The sequence below is a fragment of the Rickettsiella endosymbiont of Miltochrista miniata genome (assembly GCF_964031245.1).
Lineage (GTDB): Bacteria > Pseudomonadota > Gammaproteobacteria > Diplorickettsiales > Diplorickettsiaceae > Aquirickettsiella.
The window spans coordinates 559,307-583,892 of sequence record NZ_OZ035017.1 but is presented as its reverse complement, the minus strand read 5'-3'; the positions used below and the strand labels follow the sequence as shown (position 1 = coordinate 583,892).

20 protein-coding genes, 2 tRNA genes, 1 other RNA gene and 1 pseudogene are annotated in these 24,586 nt (G+C 39.9%); 12 read left to right on the top strand and 12 right to left on the bottom strand.

From position 1 onward, the window contains the following. The first annotated feature begins 79 nt into the window (after positions 1-79). The 4 genes from AAHH40_RS02670 (at position 80) to AAHH40_RS02655 (ending at position 5,100) form a co-directional block, all read left to right on the top strand. Complete coding sequence (locus tag AAHH40_RS02670; protein ID WP_342220574.1) at positions 80-730, top strand: cell division protein ZipA C-terminal FtsZ-binding domain-containing protein; 651 nt, start codon at positions 80-82, stop codon at positions 728-730. After that, the gene (gene ligA / locus AAHH40_RS02665) at positions 723-2,759 is read left to right on the top strand and encodes an NAD-dependent DNA ligase LigA (RefSeq protein WP_342220573.1); all 2,037 of its coding nucleotides are present in this window, start codon (positions 723-725) and stop codon (positions 2,757-2,759) included. The genes AAHH40_RS02670 and ligA overlap by 8 nt, the downstream gene beginning before the upstream one ends. A gap of 254 nt (positions 2,760-3,013) precedes the next feature. Continuing rightward, positions 3,014-3,685 (top strand): response regulator transcription factor, encoded by a 672-nt coding sequence (locus AAHH40_RS02660; RefSeq protein WP_342220572.1) that lies wholly within the window; start codon positions 3,014-3,016, stop codon positions 3,683-3,685. Next, the gene (locus AAHH40_RS02655) at positions 3,685-5,100 is read left to right on the top strand and encodes an ATP-binding protein (protein WP_342220571.1); all 1,416 of its coding nucleotides are present in this window, start codon (positions 3,685-3,687) and stop codon (positions 5,098-5,100) included. The genes AAHH40_RS02660 and AAHH40_RS02655 overlap by 1 nt, the downstream gene beginning before the upstream one ends. 20 nt (positions 5,101-5,120) lie before the next feature. On the opposite strand, the gene AAHH40_RS02650 is transcribed toward AAHH40_RS02655, so the two are convergent. Both AAHH40_RS02650 and AAHH40_RS02645 read right to left on the bottom strand, forming a co-directional pair. Further along, positions 5,121-6,695, bottom strand: a complete 1,575-nt coding sequence (locus AAHH40_RS02650) for a hypothetical protein (RefSeq protein ID WP_342220570.1) — start codon at positions 6,693-6,695, stop codon at positions 5,121-5,123. A gap of 109 nt (positions 6,696-6,804) precedes the next feature. Further along, positions 6,805-8,466, bottom strand: a complete 1,662-nt coding sequence (locus AAHH40_RS02645; RefSeq protein ID WP_342220569.1) for an AMP-binding protein — start codon at positions 8,464-8,466, stop codon at positions 6,805-6,807. 256 nt (positions 8,467-8,722) lie between these two features. Between AAHH40_RS02645 and minC the strand changes: the two genes are divergently transcribed. Next, positions 8,723-9,439: a septum site-determining protein MinC gene (minC, locus tag AAHH40_RS02640; RefSeq protein WP_342220568.1), complete on the top strand. Its 717-nt coding sequence runs from the start codon at positions 8,723-8,725 to the stop codon at positions 9,437-9,439. Here the strand turns inward: minC and AAHH40_RS02635 are convergent. Then, complete coding sequence (locus AAHH40_RS02635; RefSeq protein ID WP_342220567.1) at positions 9,436-10,656, bottom strand: hybrid sensor histidine kinase/response regulator; 1,221 nt, start codon at positions 10,654-10,656, stop codon at positions 9,436-9,438. The genes minC and AAHH40_RS02635 overlap by 4 nt on opposite strands. Before the next feature lie 46 nt (positions 10,657-10,702). Beyond that, positions 10,703-12,290, bottom strand: a pseudogene (locus tag AAHH40_RS02630) (peptide chain release factor 3). Positions 12,291-12,455: 165 nt separating this feature from the next. Here AAHH40_RS02630 and AAHH40_RS02625 point away from each other — a divergent pair. The 6 genes from AAHH40_RS02625 (at position 12,456) to recR (ending at position 15,433) form a co-directional block, all read left to right on the top strand. After that, positions 12,456-12,545 (top strand) — tRNA-Ser (locus tag AAHH40_RS02625). A 10-nt stretch (positions 12,546-12,555) separates the two neighbouring features. Then, positions 12,556-12,652: signal recognition particle sRNA small type (gene ffs / locus AAHH40_RS02620), an RNA gene on the top strand. Between the two features lie 43 nt (positions 12,653-12,695). Next, positions 12,696-13,820: a DNA polymerase III subunit gamma/tau gene (gene dnaX / locus AAHH40_RS02615; protein WP_342220566.1), complete on the top strand. Its 1,125-nt coding sequence runs from the start codon at positions 12,696-12,698 to the stop codon at positions 13,818-13,820. Positions 13,821-13,869: 49 nt separating this feature from the next. After that, positions 13,870-14,274 (top strand): DNA polymerase III subunit gamma/tau C-terminal domain-containing protein, encoded by a 405-nt coding sequence (locus tag AAHH40_RS02610; RefSeq protein ID WP_342220788.1) that lies wholly within the window; start codon positions 13,870-13,872, stop codon positions 14,272-14,274. A 189-nt stretch (positions 14,275-14,463) separates the two neighbouring features. Then, on the top strand, positions 14,464-14,799 hold the full coding sequence (locus tag AAHH40_RS02605) for a YbaB/EbfC family nucleoid-associated protein (protein ID WP_342220565.1): 336 nt from the start codon (positions 14,464-14,466) through the stop codon (positions 14,797-14,799). Between the two features lie 34 nt (positions 14,800-14,833). Further along, positions 14,834-15,433 (top strand): recombination mediator RecR, encoded by a 600-nt coding sequence (gene recR, locus AAHH40_RS02600; RefSeq protein ID WP_342220564.1) that lies wholly within the window; start codon positions 14,834-14,836, stop codon positions 15,431-15,433. 14 nt (positions 15,434-15,447) lie between these two features. Here recR and AAHH40_RS02595 read toward each other — a convergent pair whose 3' ends face one another. The 7 genes from AAHH40_RS02595 to uvrB all read right to left on the bottom strand — a co-directional run bounded on the left by AAHH40_RS02595 (position 15,448) and on the right by uvrB (position 21,802). Continuing rightward, positions 15,448-16,287, bottom strand: coding sequence for a hypothetical protein (locus tag AAHH40_RS02595; RefSeq protein WP_342220563.1), 840 nt, complete (start codon positions 16,285-16,287; stop codon positions 15,448-15,450). A 152-nt stretch (positions 16,288-16,439) separates the two neighbouring features. Further along, complete coding sequence (gene rplT, locus AAHH40_RS02590) at positions 16,440-16,796, bottom strand: 50S ribosomal protein L20 (protein WP_342220562.1); 357 nt, start codon at positions 16,794-16,796, stop codon at positions 16,440-16,442. Positions 16,797-16,831: 35 nt separating this feature from the next. Then, positions 16,832-17,026, bottom strand: a complete 195-nt coding sequence (rpmI, locus tag AAHH40_RS02585; RefSeq protein ID WP_342220561.1) for a 50S ribosomal protein L35 — start codon at positions 17,024-17,026, stop codon at positions 16,832-16,834. Positions 17,027-17,069: 43 nt separating this feature from the next. Next, positions 17,070-17,636: a translation initiation factor IF-3 gene (gene infC / locus AAHH40_RS02580; RefSeq protein ID WP_425287972.1), complete on the bottom strand. Its 567-nt coding sequence runs from the start codon at positions 17,634-17,636 to the stop codon at positions 17,070-17,072. Between the two features lie 20 nt (positions 17,637-17,656). Next, on the bottom strand, positions 17,657-19,585 hold the full coding sequence (gene thrS / locus AAHH40_RS02575; protein WP_342220560.1) for a threonine--tRNA ligase: 1,929 nt from the start codon (positions 19,583-19,585) through the stop codon (positions 17,657-17,659). A 16-nt stretch (positions 19,586-19,601) separates the two neighbouring features. Further along, a tRNA-Val gene (locus tag AAHH40_RS02570) sits at positions 19,602-19,676 on the bottom strand. A 116-nt stretch (positions 19,677-19,792) separates the two neighbouring features. Continuing rightward, positions 19,793-21,802, bottom strand: a complete 2,010-nt coding sequence (uvrB, locus tag AAHH40_RS02565) for an excinuclease ABC subunit UvrB (protein ID WP_342220559.1) — start codon at positions 21,800-21,802, stop codon at positions 19,793-19,795. A 244-nt stretch (positions 21,803-22,046) separates the two neighbouring features. Here uvrB and AAHH40_RS02560 point away from each other — a divergent pair, with 244 nt between their 5' ends. Then, a complete protein-coding gene (locus tag AAHH40_RS02560) occupies positions 22,047-23,240 on the top strand; it encodes a pyridoxal phosphate-dependent aminotransferase (RefSeq protein WP_342220558.1) in 1,194 nt (397 codons plus the stop codon). Here AAHH40_RS02560 and AAHH40_RS02555 read toward each other — a convergent pair. Further along, positions 23,223-24,536 (bottom strand): MFS transporter, encoded by a 1,314-nt coding sequence (locus AAHH40_RS02555; protein ID WP_342220557.1) that lies wholly within the window; start codon positions 24,534-24,536, stop codon positions 23,223-23,225. The two genes, AAHH40_RS02560 and AAHH40_RS02555, sit on opposite strands and share 18 nt — an antisense overlap. Positions 24,537-24,586: the final 50 nt, after the last annotated feature.

Below are 24,586 nucleotides of genomic sequence, written 5' to 3'. Positions count from 1 at the left end.
GAAGCCATATGGAAACTTTAATAGCTCGAGCGTTTTCTTTCTTCCAAAAATATTATTTCCTACGAGAGGTATCAATGTAATGGACATTGACTACTTACTCATTATTTTACCCAGTATTATTTTTCTCGGAGTTTTTGGTTTAATACTCATTATTTGGCATGGACATTTTCGTAGTAAAAAAGAAAAAATTCATTTAAATGCCGAGGATGCAGTAACAGAGTCTCCGTCTAAAGCTGAATTAAGCACATCACGACTCGAACCTACATTAACTAAATCAAACCTTAAAGAAGAAATCACAAACAGCACAAACTCCACCACTCAACATGACATTGATAATTATATTATCTTACAATTAATGGCTCCCCAACAAAGACCTTATCGAGGATATGAACTCATTCAAACGCTGACTAGTGCGGGCTTTCATTATGGCAAGATGAATATTTTCCATTTTTATGCTGATTCTTTAAGCAAGAAAGAACTTTTGTTTAGTCTCGCATCAGCTATCGAACCCGGAACGTTTGATTTAGATAATACTGGAGAAATAGTTTGCCCCGGATTATGCCTATTTATGTCGATTCATAAAGTCAAATCTGCACTGACCGCATTTGACTTAATGTGGGAGACCGCACAAATTCTTGCCCAAGATCTGGGTGGAATACTCTGCGATAGACAATTACAACCGATTGATGATCTAACTTGTTATCACTCCCAACTTCATGCTTATGCCTAAATCACCTGATAGTATTATAAAAAAAATCGCCGAACTTAAAAAAAAAATTAACGAACACAACTATCGTTATCATATTCTGGATGAGCCCTTAATTAGCGATGCGGCTTACGATAAGCTTTTTCGTGATTTAGAAGATCTCGAAAAACAACACCCCGAGCTTATTAGCAATGATTCACCCACTCAACGGGTCGGCAGCACTCCTTTAACATCCTTCCAACAAGTCCAGCATGCTATCCCCATGCTTTCTTTAGAAAATGCCTTTTCTGAAAAAGAAGTATTCGCTTTTAATAAGCGTATACAAGAACGTCTACATACCGAAAAAGAGTTAGAATATGCGTGTGAGCCCAAGTTAGATGGTATCGCCGTGAGCTTAATCTACCATAAGGGAGAATTAATTCGTGCCGCAACTCGGGGCGATGGCAATGCCGGAGAAGATATTACTTTAAATATCCGTACAATTTTGAGTATTCCTTTACAGCTTCGAGGCTCAGATTATCCCACTCGCTTAGAAGTACGTGGAGAAGTGTATATTCCCAAAAAAGCTTTTCAACAACTTAACGATCGGCTAAAAGCAGCCGGTGAAAAAACCTTTGTTAACCCACGTAACGCAGCGGCAGGAAGTTTACGTCAATTAAATCCAAAAATTACTGCTCAACGTTCTTTAGCTTTTTTTACACATAGTGTCGGACAAATTGAAGATGGCAAATTGGCTCCTACACACACCGCAATTTTAAACCAATTTAAAGAGTGGGGTTTACCGCGTTGTCCACAAACCCAGACTGCCAAAAATATTTCAGCCTGCTTAGCGTATTATCATAAAATAGAAAAGCAACGCCCTACACTTCCCTACGAAATTGATGGCGTGGTCTACAAAGTAAACGCTATCGCTTTACAACAGCAACTAGGCTTTGTTTCGCGTGCACCACGCTGGGCACTCGCTCATAAATTCCCGGCTCAGGAAGAATTTACGCAAGTGCTGGCCATTGAATTTCAAGTGGGTCGTACGGGAGCCTTAACCCCGGTTGCACGATTACAACCCGTTTTCGTGGGTGGCGCTACGATTAGCAATGCCACTTTACATAATATGGACGAAGTTAAACGCAAAGACATACGCGTAGGCGATACGGTTATCATCCGTAGAGCGGGAGATGTTATTCCGGAAGTCGTCAGCGTTGTTAAAGAAAAAAGACCCACCCATACGCACGCTTTAAAACTACCTAAACATTGTCCTATCTGTGGTTCAGATATCGTTAAAATAGCAACAGAATCTGCCGCACGTTGCAGTGGTGCGCTCTATTGCCCGGCACAACGTAAAGAAGCTATTAAACATTTTGCCTCGCGTAAAGCCATGAATATTGAAGGTTTGGGTAATAAATTAGTTGATCAATTAGTCGATACCGGTTTAATTAAAGATGTGTCTGACTTATATCATTTAACGCCCGAACAATTAGCCGATCTGGAGCATCTGGGTGAAAAATCTGCTCTGAAGCTATGCGCGGCCATCCGCGCTAGTAAAAAAACCAGCTTAACCCGTTTTTTATATGGTTTGGGAATACGGGATGTGGGTATAACGACGGCTCAAAACCTTACTCAACATTTTCAAGAGCTGAAATCCATCCTGCAGGCCGATGAAGCCTCCCTACAGACCATTCCCGATATAGGTCCTGTAGTCGCGGCGCATATCAAAAAATTCTTTAGCGAACCTCATAACCGTGAAGTAATCAAACACCTATTGGCCACTGGAATTACTTGGCCAAAACCTAGCGTTATTAACTCACAGCACAGCTCCCTTTTAACCGGAAAAAGCTTCGTTTTAACCGGTAGCTTATCTGAATTAAGTCGCGAACAAGCTATCAATTTACTACAAGAGCTCGGGGCAAAAGTCAGTTCTAGCATAAGCAAAAAAACCGATTATGTGATTGTCGGCAAAGACCCTGGTTCTAAGCTCACCCTTGCCCAGGAATTAGGTCTAACCATTCTGTCGGAAAATAAATTTTTAGAGCTGTTAAAGAAGGCAAATTTATCGTAAAATTACCATTTTGGTAATAAAAAAATAGCAGTTACCCATTGCACAACAAGGTGCTAACAGGCATCTTGCTGTGCAATCGTCTCGTAGTGAATTTACCGTTCGCTATGAATTGAAAGATATGCATCTTTAAGTGCGAGCTTAATAGACTCATAGCAATTGGATTTTTTGGAAGTGGGCCGCGTAGTGAAATATGCGGCAACACAGATAAAAGTTCAAATGCGAAGAGTATAAAAATAACAATAATGAGGCAAACTATGCGCATTCTATTAGTTGAAGATGATGGAGCATTAGGTGATGGGATTCACAAAGGGCTGAAACAATATGGCTACACGGTTGATTGGCTCACCGATGGCCGAACTGCCTTAAGCTCTATCAAGACAGAAACATTTGATGTCATCCTACTCGATTTAAATTTACCAGGTCTACCTGGATTAACTGTCCTACGCGAAATGCGTGCAGCGGGCATCACCATGCCTGTACTGATATTAACAGCGCGTCATGCCATCGAAGATAGAATAAAGGGCTTAGATAGTGGCGCTGATGATTATTTAACTAAGCCTTTTGACTTAGATGAACTATCTGCCAGAATTCGGGCGTTACAGCGACGTTTTTCCAGCAACCGCGCCTCCCCCCTACTAACCTATCGCGATATCGAATTAGATCCCAGCTCATTTACCGTCACACTCAAAGGGTTGGCGATTAGTTTGTCTCGTCGTGAATTTAGTTTACTGCAAAAATTGTTAGAAAATGCCGGCCATGTTGTCTCGCGTGACTCGCTTAATCAATGCCTCTATGGCTGGGGCGACGAAATTGACAGTAATACATTAGAAGTACACGTTCATAATTTACGAAAGAAATTAGTAGACACCAACTTTATTCGAACCATACGTGGTGTGGGGTATATGGCGGAGAAGGAAAATAATTAATGTTTACTATTTTTTCGATTAGACGCTTTTTACTGTTTAATCTATTAAGTACGGTTATCGCAACTATCATCATCACCGCTTTTGGTAATTATTACATAGACACTCAAGCTATTAATGTGGGTCTGGATAATTTATTGGTGGAAACGGGCTCGCTGCTTAAAACCATCACTAATAACCCGCGCTTCTTAACGCCCGCAACGCTTAGAGTCATTCAATCACAGCTCAATACGGGAAATCTTTCAAAAAAAAATCTCTCTTTAGCCAAGCTCCCAAATTTAACGGATATCACTCAAAAACAATTACGTTATAAATTTCAATTGTGGGATGGCGATGGTAAGTTGTTATTAAGCTCAGAAAAAACGCCGACAACACCCCTCATTAGTAAACCAGGACTCAGCGATAAAATTATCGATGGCCAAGAATGGCGTACTTTTACCATTTACGATAGTAACCGCGGTGTCATTTTGGTCTTAGCAGAGCAGTACGCGGCGCGTCATACCATGATCCATGACATGCTTGTCAGCGATACTTATCTTACACTATTTATTTACCCTTTATCCGGAATGTTTATTTGGTTAATCATAGGTAGCGGATTAAAAAGTATTCGTTTTTTTGCTAAAGAAATGGCTGAAAGAGCGGCTGATCACTTAGATCCCGTAGATTTAAATGAAGTTCCTGTAGAAATAAGTCCCTTGGTGGACGAACTGAATAAACTTTTTTTACGTTTACAACAGGCATTCGAACGCGAACAGCGTTTTGCCGCTGATGCCGCTCACGAATTACATACGCCTCTCGCTGCTTTAAAAACACAAGCACAAGTAGCACTAAAAACTACGGATCCACAAGAATGCTATATGCATTTAAAGCAAGTCATTGCGAGCGTTGATCGTTGTTCACATGTCATCCAACAATTACTGACATTGTGTCGCTTAAGCCCAGAAACCATCATGCCGGAACACTTTACACAAGTGAACTTGTCACGCATAGCGGCTGAAGTTATCGCGCAATTAGCGCCACAAGCTATTCTTAAACAGATTGAAATTGAATTAATTGCAAAAGAATCTGATTATAAACTGCTAGGTAATACCACGGGTTTACACGTATTAATCCGCAACCTAGTCGATAATGCCATTCGTTATACTCCTAAAGGAGGGATTATTAAGGTCCTTATCTTTAAGGCATCGGACTCCATCATCTTACAAGTAATAGACAACGGACCGGGTATTCCCGATAAATTACGTGCGCGTGTCTTTGAACGTTTTTTCCGTGTCTTAGGAACGAATGCACAAGGCAGTGGTTTAGGACTGGCTATCGTAGAACAAATTGCAAAACTACATAAAGGATCGGTAGCCCTAGATACACCCGAAGAAGGTACTGGACTCCAAGTTGAAGTCCGTTTTCCCAAAAAAATGTAACTTCTAAAAACTTCACACCGTCATGGCGAGCGAATGTAATGAGCGTGGCCATCCATAGATTGCCGCGCGCCTTCGGCGCTTGCAATGACGAACTGCTCCTTTGGCCTATTAAATGAGGCTTGCCAAAATGGCGTAGTGGTAGGCAACTGAGTGGATCGGGTATGATGATCTAAATTATTTTCCTCTTCATCTGAAATACCACTATCTGATTGATTATCTGTATTTGTTATAAACTCATCTCTATTTAAATCTTGTTCTTGTTCTAATTGAACCACATTCGGGCTCTCAGAAATATCCGATGCATCATCCCACTCCTCATCCCATTCTTCATCCGATTCAGCAGAATCATACAAGCGTATTTGATTATATTCTTCAATTGCTTCAGGTTGAAGAAATGACATTTCATGGGAGATTAATTCACTTAAGCTAATCATATCTTCGGATAAATTTTTAAGGATAACGTTTTCAGAAAAATTTTTAAGCCGCTGCAAAATTTCTATACATTGATGTATGTTAATATTTCCTGCCACGCCACTGATATCTCGAATAAAGGAAACATCGTAAAGAACATTTTCTAAGGAATTTAGGATTTCATAATAATTAGCAGTAGTTGCTTTAACAACATAATATTTTTCCCAATTTGCCCTATATGCTTCATAATAAAATTTCATTTTTTCAATTTTTTCTTTGATTAAATTATTGGGTAAATAAATATTTTCGTTCGCCAAAAATTTCTTATTTAAAATATAAAATCTTTGTATAATTTTTAAAGAAATATTTTTTATACTCTGGGTTATTTCCAGGTTTTTGTTACCAGTATTTTTCTTTAAAAAATCAAATATTTCTTGGTATTTTTCTCTAAATGATAATAAATCCTTTTTGTAAACAAAATCCTTTAAAGCAGGTAAAACGCAAAATAAGTAATTTTTTTCCTCCGAATTCTCTAAAGAGCTTATTCTAGAAGTTAAGCAATGTAATAAATTATCCATATCTAAACAATGGAATTGATGTGATGGATTATTTTTATAGGCCTCCCATTCCTCCGACAAATTTGTTTTATTAATGGGAATATACGATGGCGATACAATTTTTTCACCATGAAGAAATTTAATTACAATTATATCCAATGCATTATTAAATTCTTCATCGTCCATTTTATCTCTACCTTCTTGCACTCTTCTCACGGCAAATAACATTTTTTTTGCATCTGAAAAATTCTTAAGATTTAATTTAGGCTTGATAAACCAAGAAATAAAAACATGAAATAAACGAATAATTAACCAAGCGGATTTGGGTGTTAATTCAGATTCTACATAATCTGGAAACACTTTATTAATAAAATCACTAGGTCTTCTGTATTTTTGAACAGTCAGTTTCATTAAATAAGTGAAAGCATTTTCTTGAATTTGGCTTGTGAATACGTTTTTTTTATCAAAATTTATAAAATAATATTCAAGATATTTTTTTTCAATTTTACCAAAAAATTTTTCTACTGCAGACTGAAGGAATTGTTTATAGTAAAGACTTTTGATGGAAATTTCATTTAATTCTCTTTCATATTCTTTTAAAAAATCATCGTATCTATAAGAAAACATAAATACCTCTTTTATTATTATTTTTAATGGGTATTATTTTAATTAATCAATAGGCTACTTTTATTAAATAAAATTGTCAATTAAATTTAAAATAATAATTAAAAATTATTTAATGTAAATTTTTTTTTAATATTTTTCCCAAAGCAGATTTTGGCAGATGATTCAAAAATTTAATTTCATGAGGTAACTTATAGCTAGTCAGCGCCGCTCGGCAATAATTTAATAGCTCTTCTGCTGTTAAACTTTCATCTTTTCTCACAACAAAAGCTTTAATTGCTTCACCCGTTTTATCCGATGGAACGCCTATCACCGCGACCTCTTTTACTTTAGGGTTTTGTTGAATAACTTGTTCAATTTCTTCTGGATAGACATTAAAACCCGAAACTAAAATCAATTCTTTTTTACGTCCTATGATATAAACGAAACCCTGATGATCGATACGTGCCAAATCTCCAGTTAATAACCAACCGTCTGTTGTTAATGCATATTCAACATCCGCCGCTTGCATCCAATAGTCTTGCATGACTTGAGGACCTTTCACGCATAATTCACCTATTTCACCCAACCCCACTTCATTTTTTTTAGCATCGCAAAGACGAATATTCGTGGAAGGAAGTGGTAAGCCGACATGATCGCCGGCTACCACTAAATCCCAAGGCGGAGCACAGACCACAGGAGACGCTTCGGTTAAACCATAACCTTCGAATAATAATTTTCCAGTAATCTGCTTCCAGCAAACTTTAACCGTAGATTGCAAAGGAGCCCCTCCTCCTAAAGCGATCTTTAAATTCCTGAAATCTAATTTTGTAAACGCTTTATGTCTGAGTAGCGCCTTAAATAAAGTGTTGACGCCTAACAATGTACTAAAGGGTGTCTTTGCAAGCGTTTGAATGAGTCGTTTTATATTGCGCGCATCGGGAATTAAACAATTCGTACCCCCTAAACGCACACACATGAGTCCATTAACCATCAAAGAAAAAATATGATACAACGGTAAAGCGGTGATAAATATTTCTTGACCTTCATGCAGTATAGGCCTAACCCAAGCCGTTAATTGTTCTATATTGGCTAACATATTACGATGGGTTAGCATTGCGCCTTTAGGAGCTCCCGTCGTACCGCCGGTATACTGTAAAAAAGCAAGGTCTTCTCTTTTGATTACCACCGAGGATAGTGTCAAGTTCTGACCGATTTTTATGGCCATTAGAAAATCAATCGGAACAATCGCTGAATTTTTTTGTTTTCGGTTTTTGATACTCCACCACGCGGAAACATTGATTAACCAAGACCGCGGCCAAGTAAGCATATCGCCTAAATGAGTAGTAATGACATATTTAACATGTGTGTTTTTTAGCACATGGATTATATTAGGTAAAAAATTATTTAGTACGATTAACACCTCCGCTTGTGAATGATCGATTTGTTGTGTGAATTCTGGTTCGGTATAAAATGGATTGACATTGGTGACGACCAAACCTGCTTGCAACACTGCAAAAATCGATATCATATATTGTGGACAATTAGGGAGCATCAGTGCCACTTTAGTTCCTTTACTCAACTTCAATTGCTGTTGCAAATAAGCGGCTAAGCAACAACTTAATTCAGCCCATCGCCCATAGCTAATCGTTTGCTGAAAAAAACTTAATGCCGGCAGCGAATGAAATTTTTCGCACGCATCTGCAAATAAACGATCGAGTGACTGATAAATATCAGGATTAATCTCAGCAGGAACTTGTTGCTGGTAACGATTCAGCCAAATTTTTTCCATCATTCACCACCTAGAAAATTAAAGGCGAGTCTTCCCTAAGTTTTAGTATAGACCGCTCCTAGTTGAAGAGGTGAAATGATCAAATAATTTACTCGTCATTGCGAGCACCGTAGGTGCGCGACAATCTAGGCATTCGCTCGCCACGACGTTAGTCCTCTATCATTGTGGACGTGAGAGCTTTGTTCGCATCTTGATGTGCAATATGTATATAATGCCTACTTCATTTCGACATTCTATAAAGTGACTAGGTGGACTATTTATGCACAGTTTGATGGGAACATCACAAGAAGCCTTTAAATTAAAGGCAAGTCTATTCACACTAACAACTTTTCACTTATTAAACCCTGACGCGCAATTGGTTCATCAACAATTAAAACCCTTAGTTGAGCAAACTCCACGCTTTTTCCAACAGCTACCTATCATTTTGGATTTATTTTCCTTACCAACTCCATGCGGACCCATCGATTTTCCGGCTATTATCAGCTGCCTACGTGGCTATGGTTTAATTCCTGTCGGAATACGCGGAGGTACGGCTGAGCAACAAACCTTTGCCATACAATCAGGTCTTGCTATCCTGGCCAATATAAAAACTGAAACTACCGACACCACGCCCAAGACAAACGCTCCTACTCCTAGTATTAACTCTAAGGTGATTACACAACCTGTGCGATCTGGACAACAAATCTATGCTAAAAATAGTGATTTGATTGTAATTGCTTCTGTTAGCCCGGGAGCAGAGCTGTTAGCTGATGGTAACATCCATATTTACGGTCGATTAAAAGGTCGAGCCCTTGCCGGCGTCTCTGGAAATCAACAGGCACGTATTTTTTGCCAAAACTTAGAAGCTGAGCTGGTCGCAATTGCCGGTCATTATTGGTTAAGTGAAGATTTACACGATTTACAGCAAACATTGAACAAAGGCAGCGTGCAGATCTCTCTAGAGCAAGAACGTTTACAAATAAAACAACTCGCTTAAGTTACTTCGAACCTACAAGCCACTTTAGGGATCCATTTTTCTAATAAATAATTCATTTCTTCTATCTTAATAGGTTTAACCAATACTTCATCGATACCGGCTTGAAGAAATTGTTGTTGATCCGCTGGCTGACCGTAAGCCGTTAAGGCAATAATGGGAATACGTTCGCTACCTGTTTCTTGCTGGCGAATGATTTGTGTAATAGCCATACCATCGCTATCCGGCAAAGCAATGTCGATCAGAATAAGATCGTATTGTTTTTGCATATAATACTTTAAAGCCACTTCAGCATTACTAGCCATATCATAAAGTATTCCTTGCCTTTCCAAAAAAGAACTATAAATACGCTGAAGAATTTCATTATCCTCTACCACCAAGAGTCGTATTGCCATACCATTAGAAATAGTCAAACTATTTTTCTTTGATAGGTATGCATCATCGAGTGGTTCTTTAAGTTCTTTTAAAGGAATTCGACAACTATAATGACTTCCTTTTCCTAGCGTACTTTCGACTTCTAAAGTCGCTTTTAATACATGCAAATAACTTAATATAATAGACAAACCTAAATTAAAAGTCTTATAGCGACGACGAGGGTTAACTTGATTAAAACAAGCTTTTAATGCTAATAACTCAGCTTCATCCATGCCTTTTCCCGTATCTTTAATACTGAATATAATTTCGGTTTGCAAAGAAGCAAATTCTTTTATAGGACTAACCACTGATATAACAACCATACCCTGCTCAGTATTAATTAAGGCATGGCTGCTTAAATGAAATAAGATATGATAAATTAGATTGGGATCGCCTACCCAAAAAAGAGGAATGTCTTCTGGATAATCCAAAATTAACTGTAAACGCCGCATCCCTGCCTGATAAGATAATTGATTGATGACTTTTTCTAATAAAAGTTTTAAATTAAACGTGCAGAATTGTAACTCAATATGTTGCGCTTCTAACTCAGAAAGATTGAGTAAACGGTTCACCAACGGTAAAATAGCTTCGCTTGCTTCGAGGATATCCGTTACATAGCGCTGTTGTTTAGGAAGCAAACAATCCATACTCAATAATTGCGCCATTCCGATAATATTAGCTAAGGTAGTACGCAATTCATAACTCAGATTAGAAATAAAATCCGATTTTGCATGGTTAGCATTCACTGCACGTCTAGCATTTTTGACGACAGTGGCTAGTAGATGCTGATAAGCTTCTTCTTTCATTTTTTTTCCTTCTTGACGTACAGACTTCAAACTGCTATTAAAAAGCTTAGATCTCCTTCAATTGTGAAAAACAAATATCTGGCCAACGTTCCATAGTCAGTTTTAAATTCACCTGACTCGGCGCTAAATAAATCAGATTTTCTTTAGCATCATGGGCTAAGTTTAGAGTAACCCTATGTTGGAATTCTTTTAATTGCTTATTATCATCCGCACTTACCCACCGCGCCGCCGCAATATTAACCGCTTCATACGCGCATTCTACTCTATATTCATGCTTCAATCGGTACGCCACCACATCAAATTGCAAAAACACCCACTGCTCCTAAAATTAATTCACTCGTGTTCAAAGGTCTAAAAATTTGTATCGCGCCTTCTTCAGATAATTGCATTAATCCTTTCAACAAGGCCTTAGATTTCAATGGATCTTTTAAACGGACTCGTTGAAATAATTCTGGCGAAAACGAGGGTATCCCAGAAAATTTTAACGTTTCTCCCATGCTAAAACTATCACCTATCTGTATCGTACCATGGTTGTGTAATCCAATAATATCGCCAGACCATGCTTCTTCTGCTTTGACTCTATCACCTGCCATAAACGTCAGTGCGTTATGCACAGTGATTTCACGCTGTGTTCTGACATGAAATATTTTCATACCCGGTGTGTATTTTCCAGAACATAATCGCAAGAAAGCAACGCGATCGCGATGCGCTGGATCCATATTTGCCTGAATTTTAAATATAAATCCGCTGAAATTTGCTTCTTGCGGATACACAATTCGAACATCAGTTTGTCTAGGCTGTGGACACGGTGCATATTTCACAAAAGCCGCTAACAATTCTTGCACGCCAAAATTATTAATCGCTGAGCCAAAAAAAACCGGGGTTAACTTTCCTGCAAGATAAGCTTGTTCATTAAAATCAGCACTCGCGCCCTTAATCAATGCCAATTCATCTTGTAATTCATCAAATAAAACACCTACGCGTTCTTTTACCTTAGGGTGATTAAGACCCGTAAAACATTCGCTTTCTTTACGTTTTAAATTACTTGAAGATGCATAAAAATAAACCTTGTCCTCTAGCGTATGATAAATTCCCTTAAATTGTTTTCCCATTCCTATGGGCCAAGTGATCGGTGCACAAGCAATCCCTAAGGTCGATTCAATATCGTCTAATAACTCAATCGGCGTGCGCGCTTCTCTATCCATTTTATTAATAAAAGTCAAAATGGGAATCTGGCGTAAACGACAAATCTCTAATAACTTTTTTGTCCGTGGCTCTACGCCTTTAGCCGCATCAATTACCATTAAAGCAGAGTCGACAGCCGTTAACGTACGATAGGTATCTTCGGAGAAATCAGCATGCCCAGGCGTGTCTAATAAATTAAAAATACATTCTTGATAAGGAAATTGCATGACAGAAGTCGTGACCGAGATACCACGTTCCTTTTCTAAAGCCATCCAATCGGAAGTAGCATGGTGTGCGGCTTTACGCGCTTTAACCGTTCCAGCAAGTTGTATGACACCTCCCCACAGCAAAAGCTTTTCTGTCAATGTAGTCTTACCCGCATCCGGATGAGAAATAATTGCAAAGGTTCTTCTAGATAAAATTTCTGCTGGAAATGCTAGGTCTGACATATGAATTTAATATTAAAAAATAACTATTATTTTAAAAGGGATGTTATTGTATACGAAATTGCGTCGCCGTTTTCATCTAATTCGTCTGTCTGATAATGACTCTATCGAATTCCTCATCTGATAATTGCCAAATTAAGTATTCTAGTTTAACCTGGCAGCTTTCTGGGAGAGGTGTCCGAGCGGCTTAAGGAGCACGCCTGGAAAGTGTGTGTAGGTTCATCCCTACCGCGGGTTCGAATCCCGCTCTCTCCGCCAATGGTGGTTATATCGGTCCCTTCGCAACGCAAAGCAGCGAACCCCGTCAGATCCGGAAGGAAGCAGCGGTAGTTGTCCATGTGTGTGCCGAGGTGTGGCTGCTATAACCGCCTCCATTAAAGATCTGACGATCGGGTCAAGGTGGTTCTTATGAGTTATCAAGTCCTTGCGCGAAAATATCGGCCTCAGTCATTCGATCAGTTAATTGGTCAAGAATCTACTTGTCGCATTCTAAAAAATGCACTGAATACACAACGAATCCACCATGCTTATCTTTTTACCGGCACGCGTGGGGTTGGCAAAACAACCTTAGCACGTTTACTCGCTAAATGTTTAAATTGCCAAACCAAGATCACGCCTGAACCTTGCAATCAATGTGCAGCCTGCTTAGCGATTAATACCAATCGTTTTACCGATCTCATTGAAGTGGATGCCGCTTCACGCACCAAAGTAGAGGATACACGTGATCTACTGGCTGATGTTCACTATGCGCCCAGCCAAGGCCGCTATAAAATTTATCTTATTGACGAAGTGCATATGCTTTCCTCGCATAGTTTTAATGCCTTGTTAAAAACTCTCGAAGAACCTCCGCCACATGTCATTTTTTTGTTAGCGACCACCGATCCACAGCGTCTACCCGCCACGATACTTTCACGCTGTCTACAGTTTCATTTAAAAATTATTTCTGCTACGCAAATCAGTGATCATCTCGCTAATGTGCTAAAAAATGAAAATATTCCTTATGAACCCGCAGCACTATCGCCACTTGCACAAGCGGCACGAGGTAGTTTACGTGATGCATTAAGTTTATTGGATCAAGCGATAGCGTATACCAATCAAAATCTCACAAAAAAGGATATCAATACATTACTCGGTCATGTCGCCAACACTGAAGTAAGCAGTCTACTAGAAGCATTGATTTTGGAAGATACCACGCAGCTTTGGTCCCTCGTCGAAAAATTAAACGAGCTTGCCGTTGATTTTTCATGGGTTATTGATGAACTCCTCACTTTTTTACATGATATGGCGCTGAGCCAACGGTTTAAGACTGAAACTAAGTACACCCAAGCCGTCACTGACCTCGCCCAAAAATTTTCGCCGGAAGACATCCAGCTTTATTATCAAATTGCTTTATTAAGCCGGCGCGATTTAGCGTTGGCGCCCACGCCACGACTAGGCTTTGAGATGCTGTTACTTAGATTGTTAGCGTTCAAACCTGTTACGGAAGAGACCGATCCCTACCACGTAGCAAAAAAAAACCGCTCCCCCGCCTAAGCTAACAGCAAAAAAACAAACCGCTGCGCAGCAAGTAGACCACAAAGTAATAACGCCGGCTACGCACAAGGACTTACACTGGCCTACAGTCATCAAACAGTTAAACTTAACCGGTCTAACCTATGCCCTCGCCCAGCAGTGTGCCTTACAGGCTTATCAAGACAACCACATTTCTTTATGTTTAGATCCTAGACAAGCCGCACTTCGCAGTGTTAAACAAGAAGCTAAGTTAGCGCAGGCGCTTTCTGACTATTTCGAGAGACCGACCACATTGGAGATCAGCCTCGGCGATGCCGATTTATCGACACCCGCACGTTTGCAGCAACAGCACCAATCGCAGCGTTTAGAACAAACAACAAAAGCTCTACAAAACGATCCGGCCATTCAAGCGATTATGCAAACATTTGATGCTAAACTACAGACCGAGTCTATTCAGCTTCTGGACGAAGATTAAAAAGGTTGGATAAACCACCCTATATACTCACTATTGCACTTCAAGATGCGAACCAGTATCTTGAGAATCGTCGTCATGGCGAGCGAATGTAATGAGCGTGGCCATCCAGTTCACGGTGCTTCCTGGATTGCCGCGCGCTACGCGCTCGCAATGACAAGTAAATTATGATCTTACTAAGAGGAAAATAAGATGAATATGAAAGTTGACCTAGACACACTTTTAAAACAAGCTCAAGACATGCAGTCTAAAATGCAATCCGCTCAAGCCGAATTAGCACAAATAGTGGTTACTGGAGAAGCAGGTGGCGGCATGGTTAAAGTTGAAATGGATGGCCGGCACACGGTGAAATCGATTTGGCTAGATCCCGCTTCGTTAAAAGAACCAAAAGAATTTGTAGAAGAATTACTGGTAGGTGCATTTAATGCCGCACTAAAAGAAATTGAACAAGCCTCACGTCAAAAATTAAATGACTTAACCAGTCTGATGCAGACCAAGTTTAGTAGTGACTTAGCAACTACTGAATAACTTAATATATTTTTATTATTATGTAGATGTAAAAATGGCTACTCCTTTGATAACACGATTAATCTCCCAATTTTGTTACTTGCCGGGAATAGGGCCTAAATCTGCAGCACGTATAGTCTATGGCACTATACTAGCAGAAGGAAAACGTGAAGATAGCTTAGCTCTTGCAAAGCTTATAGAACTAGCGATTCAAGAAGTGAAAAATTGCGAACAGTGTCGAGATTTAAGCGAAACATCTATTTGTGCGCTATGTTCAAACCCAAATCGAGACAGTAGTTTACTTTGCGTGGTTGAAACGCCGGTTGATGTACTCGCTATCGAGCAAACAGCCAGCTATCGTGGCTATTACTTCGTTCTAATGGGACGATTGTCACCGCTCGATGGCATAGGCCCTGAGGAGCTCGGTATTAAGCACTTTGTTCATCGTATTAACACCCAGCCACCGCAAGAAATTATATTAGCAACTAATCCCACCGTAGAAGGCGAAGCAACCGCACACTATCTCACTGAACTGATTAAACAAAAAGGCATTAAAATCAGTCGCATCGCGCACGGTGTTCCACTAGGTAGCGAGCTAGAGTTTATTGATAATCATACTCTAGCTCGATCTTTACATGCCCGCGTCGTAGTTTAAACTTAAACTAAATTTTAACGCCTGCATTGATAGCTACCCTGCGCATTAGGATCAGTAGATGTCGATTCAGGTAATTGCGGTTGCCCTTGAAAAAAAGTAGCACTTACCATATTGGCATTGGTAGCAGTTGATGATGAACGCGATTGCGCAGCCATTTCATCTGCTTGTAAATAGCGCTGATAAACTTCGCTTACAGGTAAGTCATGACTAAGACGAAGACGCCCTGGTGCTATTAATAAGAATTCTCCTCCTATAATCTCCTTTATTTTTTCACAACAAAAAATTTCCTTATAAGCAGGATTTTTAATAAAACTTTTTTCATTAATCCCTAAAGCAAAAGCTACAAATGCAGAGGGCATAGCACCTATAATACATTTAGGATCTACCTTGGAAATAATAGCGTAATCTGGCCCTTCATTGATCTCTTCTGTATAACCTGCAACAAAATTTTCGTTTAATAAATTTTCTTCACATAAAGGAATACTTTGTATATTTTTTTTACTCGTATCGATCAAATAAATATACCCATACGTCCCAGCAGCAAGCTGTTCTTGTTCTAGGCCAGTGAATTCATCATTATTACAACAATAGGTATTAGATGCGCAGATAAAATCTGGATAGCGTTTAATGTAAGGTAAATTTGCTAAAACACTTTGCTCATCCCGCTGCGTAAAACCATATGTAAACACATTATTTAAACATTCTATTAAGTTCTGTTGTTTATCAAAAGCTTCGCCGCGCCATAAAAAACCATTTTTGGGGCCATAGGAAATTATAATATTATTTTGATTTAGGTTTGAAAATTCAAAGGAAGTTTCAGGAAGTTCTTGATCGGAAAAATTGTTATCCATCATAATTATTATCCTTATTTAAATATAAAACACTTAAATATGCTAACAGAATAAAAAATAATTGAAAAGATTAAAATAATTATCGTCATGCGAGCGAATGTCTAGATTGCCGCGCACCTACGGTGCTCGCAATGACGTAATATGATAGGAATAAATTAAGCTAAAGCTTGTTTAGCTTTTTCAACCAGCTGCGCAAAAGCTGCCTTATCGGTAATGGCTAAATCCGCTAAAATCTTACGATCGACTCCGATTTCTGCTTTGCTAAGACCAGCAATAAAGCGACTATAAATCATACCATGTTCACGCACAGCGGCATTAATACGTACTATCCACAGTGCACGAAAATCACGTTTTTTTTGCTTTCTATCACGATAAGCATATTGACCAGCTTTTGTTACCGCTTGCTTCGCCGCTCTAATGACGCGGCTGCGTGCACCCTTATATCCCTTAGCTGCTTTTAGGATTTTTTTATGTCGGGCTCTTGCAGTTACCCCACGTTTCACTCTTGGCATTGTCTTTAACCTCTTTAATTATCTTTCGTTGTTTTCTAAGAACCTTGTAACATACGTTCGACAGCACGTACGTCACTGGGATTAACTAAATTTGTATGACGCAACTTACGCTTGCGCTTACTATCTTTTTTAGTAAGGATATGGTTATGGTGGGATTGCGCACATTTATAACCTTTAGCTGTAGGCTTAAATCGCTTTGCAGCTCCTCGGTGACTTTTTAACTTTGGCATAGAGTGTACTCCGCTATTACTTATTTACTTATATGTTTTTTAACTACTTAGTTTTTTTTGGGCTGACTACTAACACCATCTGCCGGCCTTCCATCTTAGGTTTATCATCGATCGCGGCATAAACAGCCAGATCCTTTTCTAAACGTTCAATAAGCTTAGCGCCTAAATGCAAATGGGCGATTTCGCGACCCCGAAATCGTACCGTGATTTTAGCTTTATCGCCTGCTTGCAGGAAACGTATCAGGTTGCGTAGCTTGACCTGATAATCCCCTTCTTCGGTTACGGGTCGAAACTTAATTTCTTTCAATTGAATACGCTTTTGCTTTTTTTTCTGCGCTGTTTTTTGCTTACTCAATTCAAAGAGATACTTACCATAATTCATGATCCGACAAACGGGAGGGACCGCTGTCGGTGCAATTTCTACTAAATCAAGATCGGCGTCTTCCGCTTTTCTTAGCGCATCATTTAAAGAAACCACGCCTAACTGCTCACGATCAGGGCCAATTAATCTTACTTGTGGAACGCGAATTTCGCCGTTAACCCTAACCTTTTTTGCATTACCGGTTCCCGACCTAGGTTGAAAACTTCCTCCTGGTCTATGCTGCTGAATAACTTTTTCTGTACTAATAACTATTTCTCCGTATCGATTCGACTTGGCGGCACAATAGCCTGCCGAATCATCTGATAAAACGCATGGACCGACATACTACCCAAATCATCCCCTGTTTGTCTACGTACAGTGACTTGTTTTGTGTCTACTTCCTTTGCCCCTATCACGAGCTGAAAGGGAAGCTTCTGCAAGCTATGTTCGCGAATCTTAAAGCTGATCTTCTCATTTCTCAAGTCCAATTTGACTCTTAACCCTAAACCTTCTAATTCCTGAGCTATTTCATTGGCATAATCACGCTGTTTATCCGTAATCGTCATGATAACCACCTGGATAGGGGCTAACCAGAGAGGAAAATGCCCCGCATAGTGTTCAATCAATATTCCTATAAAGCGTTCTATAGAGCCTAAAATGGCTCTGTGCAGCATAACAGGTGTTTTACGTTCACCCTGCTCGGTCACATATTCCGCACCTAGACGCTCTGGCAAAGAAAAATCGACTTGAACGGTACCACATTGCCAAACACGGTTTAGACAGTCTTTTAGAGAAAATTCGATTTTTGGACCATAAAAAGCCCCTTCACCAGGTGAATAAGTCCAGTTTAAACCTTCCCTCGCATCTAAGGCTTGTGCCAAGGCTTTTTCTGCTTTATCCCAGCTTTCATTGGAACCGACACGCGCTTCTGGGCGTGTCGCTAATTTAAGAATAACTTCATCAAAGCCAAAGTCGGTATAGACTCCATACAGCAAATCAATAAAAGCCGCAACTTCCGCTTGAATCTGATCTTCAGTACAAAATATATGTGCATCGTCTTGGACAAATCCACGTACCCGCATTAAACCATGTAAGGCACCTGAGGGTTCATTACGATGACAAGAACCAAATTCCGCGAAGCGTAATGGAAGATCGCGATAACTTTTTATACCTTGATTAAAAATTTGGATATGGCCCGGGCAGTTCATCGGCTTAATAGCAAATTCGGTATTTTCCGTAGCTGTGGTAAACATTTCTTTAAAAAAGATATCCCAATGACCCGATTTTTCCCAAAGCTGACGCGCTAGTAATTGCGGCGTACGTATTTCTTGATAACCTGCTCTTTGCAAACGTGAACGAATGTATTGCTCAATAATTTGATAAATGGTCCAGCCATGAGGATGCCAGAACACCATGCCTGGTGCTTCTTCTTGGATATGAAATAAGTCTAATTGCTTTGCTAATTTGCGATGATCCCGTTTTTCGGCTTCTTCTAGGCGGTATAAATAATCTTTTAAATCACTCTCTGTTAACCAAGCAGTACCATAAATACGTTGCAACATTTCATTTTTAGCATCGCCACGCCAATAAGCGCCGGCAACATGCGTTAATTTAAAAACTTTAAGCTTACCGGTACTCGGTACATGAGGCCCACGACAAAGATCAATAAAATCCCCTTCGCGATACAGCGACAATACTTCTTCCTTAGGAATAGCGGTAATAATCTCTGCCTTGTATTCTTCTCCCAAATCCCGAAAAAATTTAATGGCTTCTTCTCTCAGCATCGTAGAACGTTGTATCGGGATATCCTGTTTCACTAGTTCCTGCATACGCTTTTCTATTTTTAATAAATCATCTGGCGTAAACGCGTGTGATAACCCAAAGTCATAATAAAATCCATTTTCGATAACGGGTCCAATGGTGACTTGCGCCGTTGGAAATAACTGCTTGACGGCATGTGCAAGCAAATGGGCAGTCGAATGGCGAATGATGCTTAAAGCTTCTGGATCACGCGCTGTCAGTATCCGCACATGACTATCTTGATTAATGGGATAGGTTAAATCGACGAGCTGACCATCCACTTCAGCAGCGATAGCCGCTTTTGCTAAGCCAGGGCCGATTTGCTCTGCTACTTGATAAGCAGTAGTGGCGCTAGCAAAGGTACGCTGTGTTGCATCCGGTAAAGTAATGACAGGCATAGTTCTATAAATATGTTGGTAGGCACGAGTGGGATCGAACCACCGACCACCACCATGTCAAGGTGGTGCTCTACCACTGAGCTACGTGCCTACAGGTTACGAAATCTGAGGTTGCTATAATTGCAAACCCCATTACTAACATTAAACGATCGAAACAAAAATTAATGGAGGAAGAAAATAACATTCTTGATTTACAGACGCAACTGCCTAATCAATTCCCATTATTTTTTCTTTAAGATTTTTTAATTTATCACGCGTTTCTGCAGCCTCTTCAAATTGCAAATTTTTCGCGTAATTAAACATTTCGCGTTCCAATTGCTTGATTTTTTTAGCCAGCTCTTCTGGAGATAAAGCCGCATAATAAGCCTGCTCTTCAGCCACTTTAAGCAAATACTGTTTATTCGTGGAAACATCGGATCGCGCTCCTTCAAGGATATCATGCACTGCTTTTGCAATCCCTTTGGGAGTAATGTGATGTTTTTTATTAAAAGCGAGCTGCTTATTACGACGTCTCTCGGTTTCAGCTATCGCTTTTTGCATAGAGCCGGTTATTCTATCCGCATACAGAATAGCTCTACCATGAATATGGCGTGCTGCACGACCTATGGTTTGGATTAAAGAACGCTCGGAACGTAAAAATCCTTCCTTATCAGCATCCAGAATCGCAACGAGTGCAACCTCCGGCATATCAAGTCCTTCGCGCAGTAAATTAATTCCTACTAGTACATCAAATTTACCTAAGCGCAAATCACGAATAATTTCGACTCGCTCCACGGTATCAATATCAGAATGTAGATAACGCACCTTTACGCCATGTTCGGCAAGGTATTCGGTTAAGTCTTCAGATAAGCGCTTAGTGAGTGTAGTGACTAAGACACGTTCGTTTTTTGCCACACAGAGATTAATCTCAGAAAGTAAATCATCCACTTGCGTGCCGACAGGTCTTACTTCAATCAAAGGATCGACTAAACCTGTTGGCCTAATGACTTGCTCCACCACCGCACCCGAATGTTCAAGTTCATAAATGCTCGGCGTTGCGGAAACATAAATAGTTTGAAAGACTAAATCAGAAAACTCTTGAAACTGTAAGGGCCTATTATCCAAAGCAGAAGGTAAACGAAAACCATATTCGACTAGCGTTTCTTTCCGTGAACGATCACCCTTATACATGGCCCCTAGTTGAGGAACCGTCACGTGTGATTCATCAATCACTAGCAAAGCGTCTTTTGGTAAATAATCCAGTAAAGTAGGTGGCGGCTGACCTGCATCGCGACCGGATAAATAACGGGAATAATTTTCTATGCCATTACAATACCCTAACTCTAAAAGCATCTCGATATCAAATCGGGTACGCTGTTCTAAACGTTGAAATTCTATTAACTTATTAGCTGCCTGTAGCTGTGCCAAACGTTCTTTTAATTCAATTTTAATTGATTCTACTGCATTTAAAATTTTATCGCGTGGAGTCACATAATGAGTTTTTGGATAAATAGTCAGGCGCGGTACACGTCTAAGCAATTCGCCAGTTAGCGGATCAAAATAGCTAAGGTGTTCTATCGTATCATCCAGTAATTCAATACGTACGGCTTCTTCGGCGGACTCTGCAGGATAGACATCAATCACATCACCACGCACGCGGTAAGTGGCACGACGAAAGTCGGTATCATTACGTCTATATTGTAGTTCAGCCAAACGCCTTAAGATAAAACGCTGATCGATTTGATCACCTCGGCGCACATGTAGCATCATATCGATATACGTATTCGGATCCCCTAAACCATAAATAGCCGATACCGTTGCAACAATAATGACATCACGTCTTTCTAACAAAGACTTAGTGGCTGATAAACGCATTTGCTCGATATGTTCATTAACCGCTGCATCTTTTTCAATATAAGTATCGGTCGTAGGTACATAAGCTTCTGGTTGATAATAATCATAATAGGAAACAAAATATTCCACGGCATTTTGAGGAAAAAAACTCCGCATCTCACCATACAGCTGTGCTGCTAAGGTTTTATTAGGCGCCAAAATCAGAAGCGGTCGCTGAATTTTTTGTATCACATGCGCAATACTAAACGTCTTACCCGAACCCGTTACGCCTAACAAAGTCTGGTGTGCTAAGCCTGCTTCCAAACCTTTAAGCATTTCTTTGATCGCTACTGGCTGATCGCCTGCGGGTTTAAAATTTGAAGTTAATACAAAAGTTTTAGGCATGAAATAATGAATTAAACATTGTGTAAAAAATAATTCTTGGAGCTGACTTGCTTTATTATTAAGCTCTCGCCGATAATATATACTCACAGCAATTGGGTTTTTGGCAAGGCGCCGCGAAGATGAGCAACCGGAGTGTATATGCTATACATGAGGATTGCGAACCGAGCGGCAACAAAGCCAAAAATTCAAGTGCGAAGAGTATAAAGACCCACTAACACCAGTTTAACGTAAGTAGACCTATTCTATGAAAATAAATCTCTCGCACCGGGTTTCTCAAATTAAACCATCACCTACTTTAAGCCTGTCTGCAGCCGCCAATCGACTTAAAGCCAGCGGCAAGCCTATTATTAATCTGACTGTAGGCGAACCTGATTTTGATACTCCAGAATTTATTAAACAAGCCGCTCGTCTCGCTTTAGATGAAGGGTTTACCAAATACACTGCAGTCGATGGCATGTTACGTTTAAAACAAGCCGTCGTTGATAAATTTAAGCGGGAAAACAAACTGGATTATCCATTAGATCAGGTGATTGTTTCTAGTGGTGCGAAACAATCCATTTATAATCTGATGCAATCATTATTAAATCCAGGTGATGAAGTTATTATCCCCGCACCCTATTGGGTTTCCTATCCAGATATGGCTTTATTAGCAGAAGCAAAGCCGGTTTTTATCTCAAGCTCTATTGAATCCTGTTTAAAGATTACACCCCAGCAATTAGAAGCAGCAATTACTGAAAAAACTCGACTTTTTATTATTAATAGTCCTTCCAACCCCACTGGCATGGTCTATACGCATGCCGAACTCAATGAGCTGGCTAAAGTTTTATTACGTCATCCATCCCTATTTATACTGACTGATGACATTTATGAACATATCTATTGGGGAAATGAACCTTTCAAAAACATTCTCAATGTATGTCCCGAATTATATGATAGAAGCTTGGTGTTAAATGGCTGTTCCAAAGCTTATGCCATGACCGGCTGGCGCATTGGTTATGCGGCTGGACCTAAAGAAGTCATACGCGCCATGTCCAACATACAATCCCAAAGCACATCTAATCCTAATTCTATTGCTCAATTTGCCGCTGCTGCTGCCTTAACCGGCAAGCAAGACTCTGTAAAGCACATGAATGAGATTTACCATCAACGCCATACGTTTTTTTCAGAGGGGCTTAATAATATCCCTGGTGTACATTGCTTATCCGCACAGGGCGCCTTTTATAGTTTTCCTTCCTTTCATGCCTTTATTGGAGCAAAGAAAAAGTTCGATTCAGATTATGAACTGGCCGACTACCTACTCAATAATGCCAACGTCGCTACCGTTCCTGGTTCCGCTTTTGGTGCACCTGGTTATCTACGCCTTTCCTATGCGCTGGATGATGCCAGCCTAGAAAAAGCGTTAACACAATTAAAAGCGGCGTTAGCTGGTTTGGCTTAAAGGCCTATTTGCAGCGCCATCAATAGGGACATCAGCAACAACACCGCGGGTTTCTTTAACAAAGACGGCTAGTACTGCGGCGATAACAAATGCAACAGGAATAATAGTCAACGCATGTTGAAAGCTTTCTACTGAAAACGCCATTAAATTTCCTCTAACATGCGTACCCGTTACCACATCTAGGGCTTTACCGATCAAAGGTTCAGATAAAGCACCGCCTAACATAACCAATAAGTTAGTCACTGCAATTGCGGTCCCTGCTAAACCCTGAACGTTAAGTTCTCTGGCTATAGGAAAAACAATTATTTGCGCCGAGCTACAAAGCCCAAAGCTAAATAATATAATCGCCAGGTAATGACTAGAAAAAAACGGGAAATAAATGAGTAAAGTAAATAAAAAAGCCCCTAATAAAGCACCGATAATAATCGGATGACGTCGATTGCCTATTTTGTCAGAAATCCATCCGACCAAAGGACTGCCTATAGCCCAACCCAAAAATATAAATGATATATTAACGGCCGCCGTTGAATTAGAGAGGCCATAAGTTCGAATTAAGTATGGAATTCCCCATACTTCGGCAAAAGCAGACAAAGATAAATATAAAAGACTGCCTATGACTCCTACCAACCACATTTGTGGATTCCTACACAACTTAAACACGGCTTGAAAAAACTCTCCATAACTAAGAGTCAATGTTCCGCCGCCTTCCTGTGTCGTTTTTACACTCTTAGCTTCAGGTATGACATACCATAAACAAACTGTTAAGAGTAAACCTATCACTGCTGAAATATAAAGTGTGACAGTAGAGCCTAAGGTAAAGACCAATTTTGATAAAACAATATCTCCGGTCATTGCGCCTATCATTCCCAGGGAGGTTGCCATACCGGCGATAAAAGCAAAGCGTGAAGGAGGAAACCATATCGCAGCAAGCTTAAGCATACCTACGAAAGCAAATGCAGAACCAAATCCTACCAAAAAACGACCCACTTGCGCGGTGGAAAGATAATGGTGAGCAAATAGATAGGTACCTACGGCACAAATTAAACACGCAAAAGCCAATAACTTTCTAGGTCCAAACCTATCCATCATCATACCTACGGGTAACTGCATAGGTGTGTAGGCGTAATAATAGAAAGCCACTAGATTTCCAAATGCTAGCCCACTGATATTGAACATTTTTAGTAAATCTTCCGTCATCACACTAGGCAAGATTCGCAAAAAATATTCATAACAGTAAAAAAGAGCCCCTAAGCCACATACTAACCAGGGAAAAAGGTCAATACGTTTTTTCGGCATAAATCATACCCCCAGAGTAATTGAAATGAGTAGTAGACTCGCGAATTTAA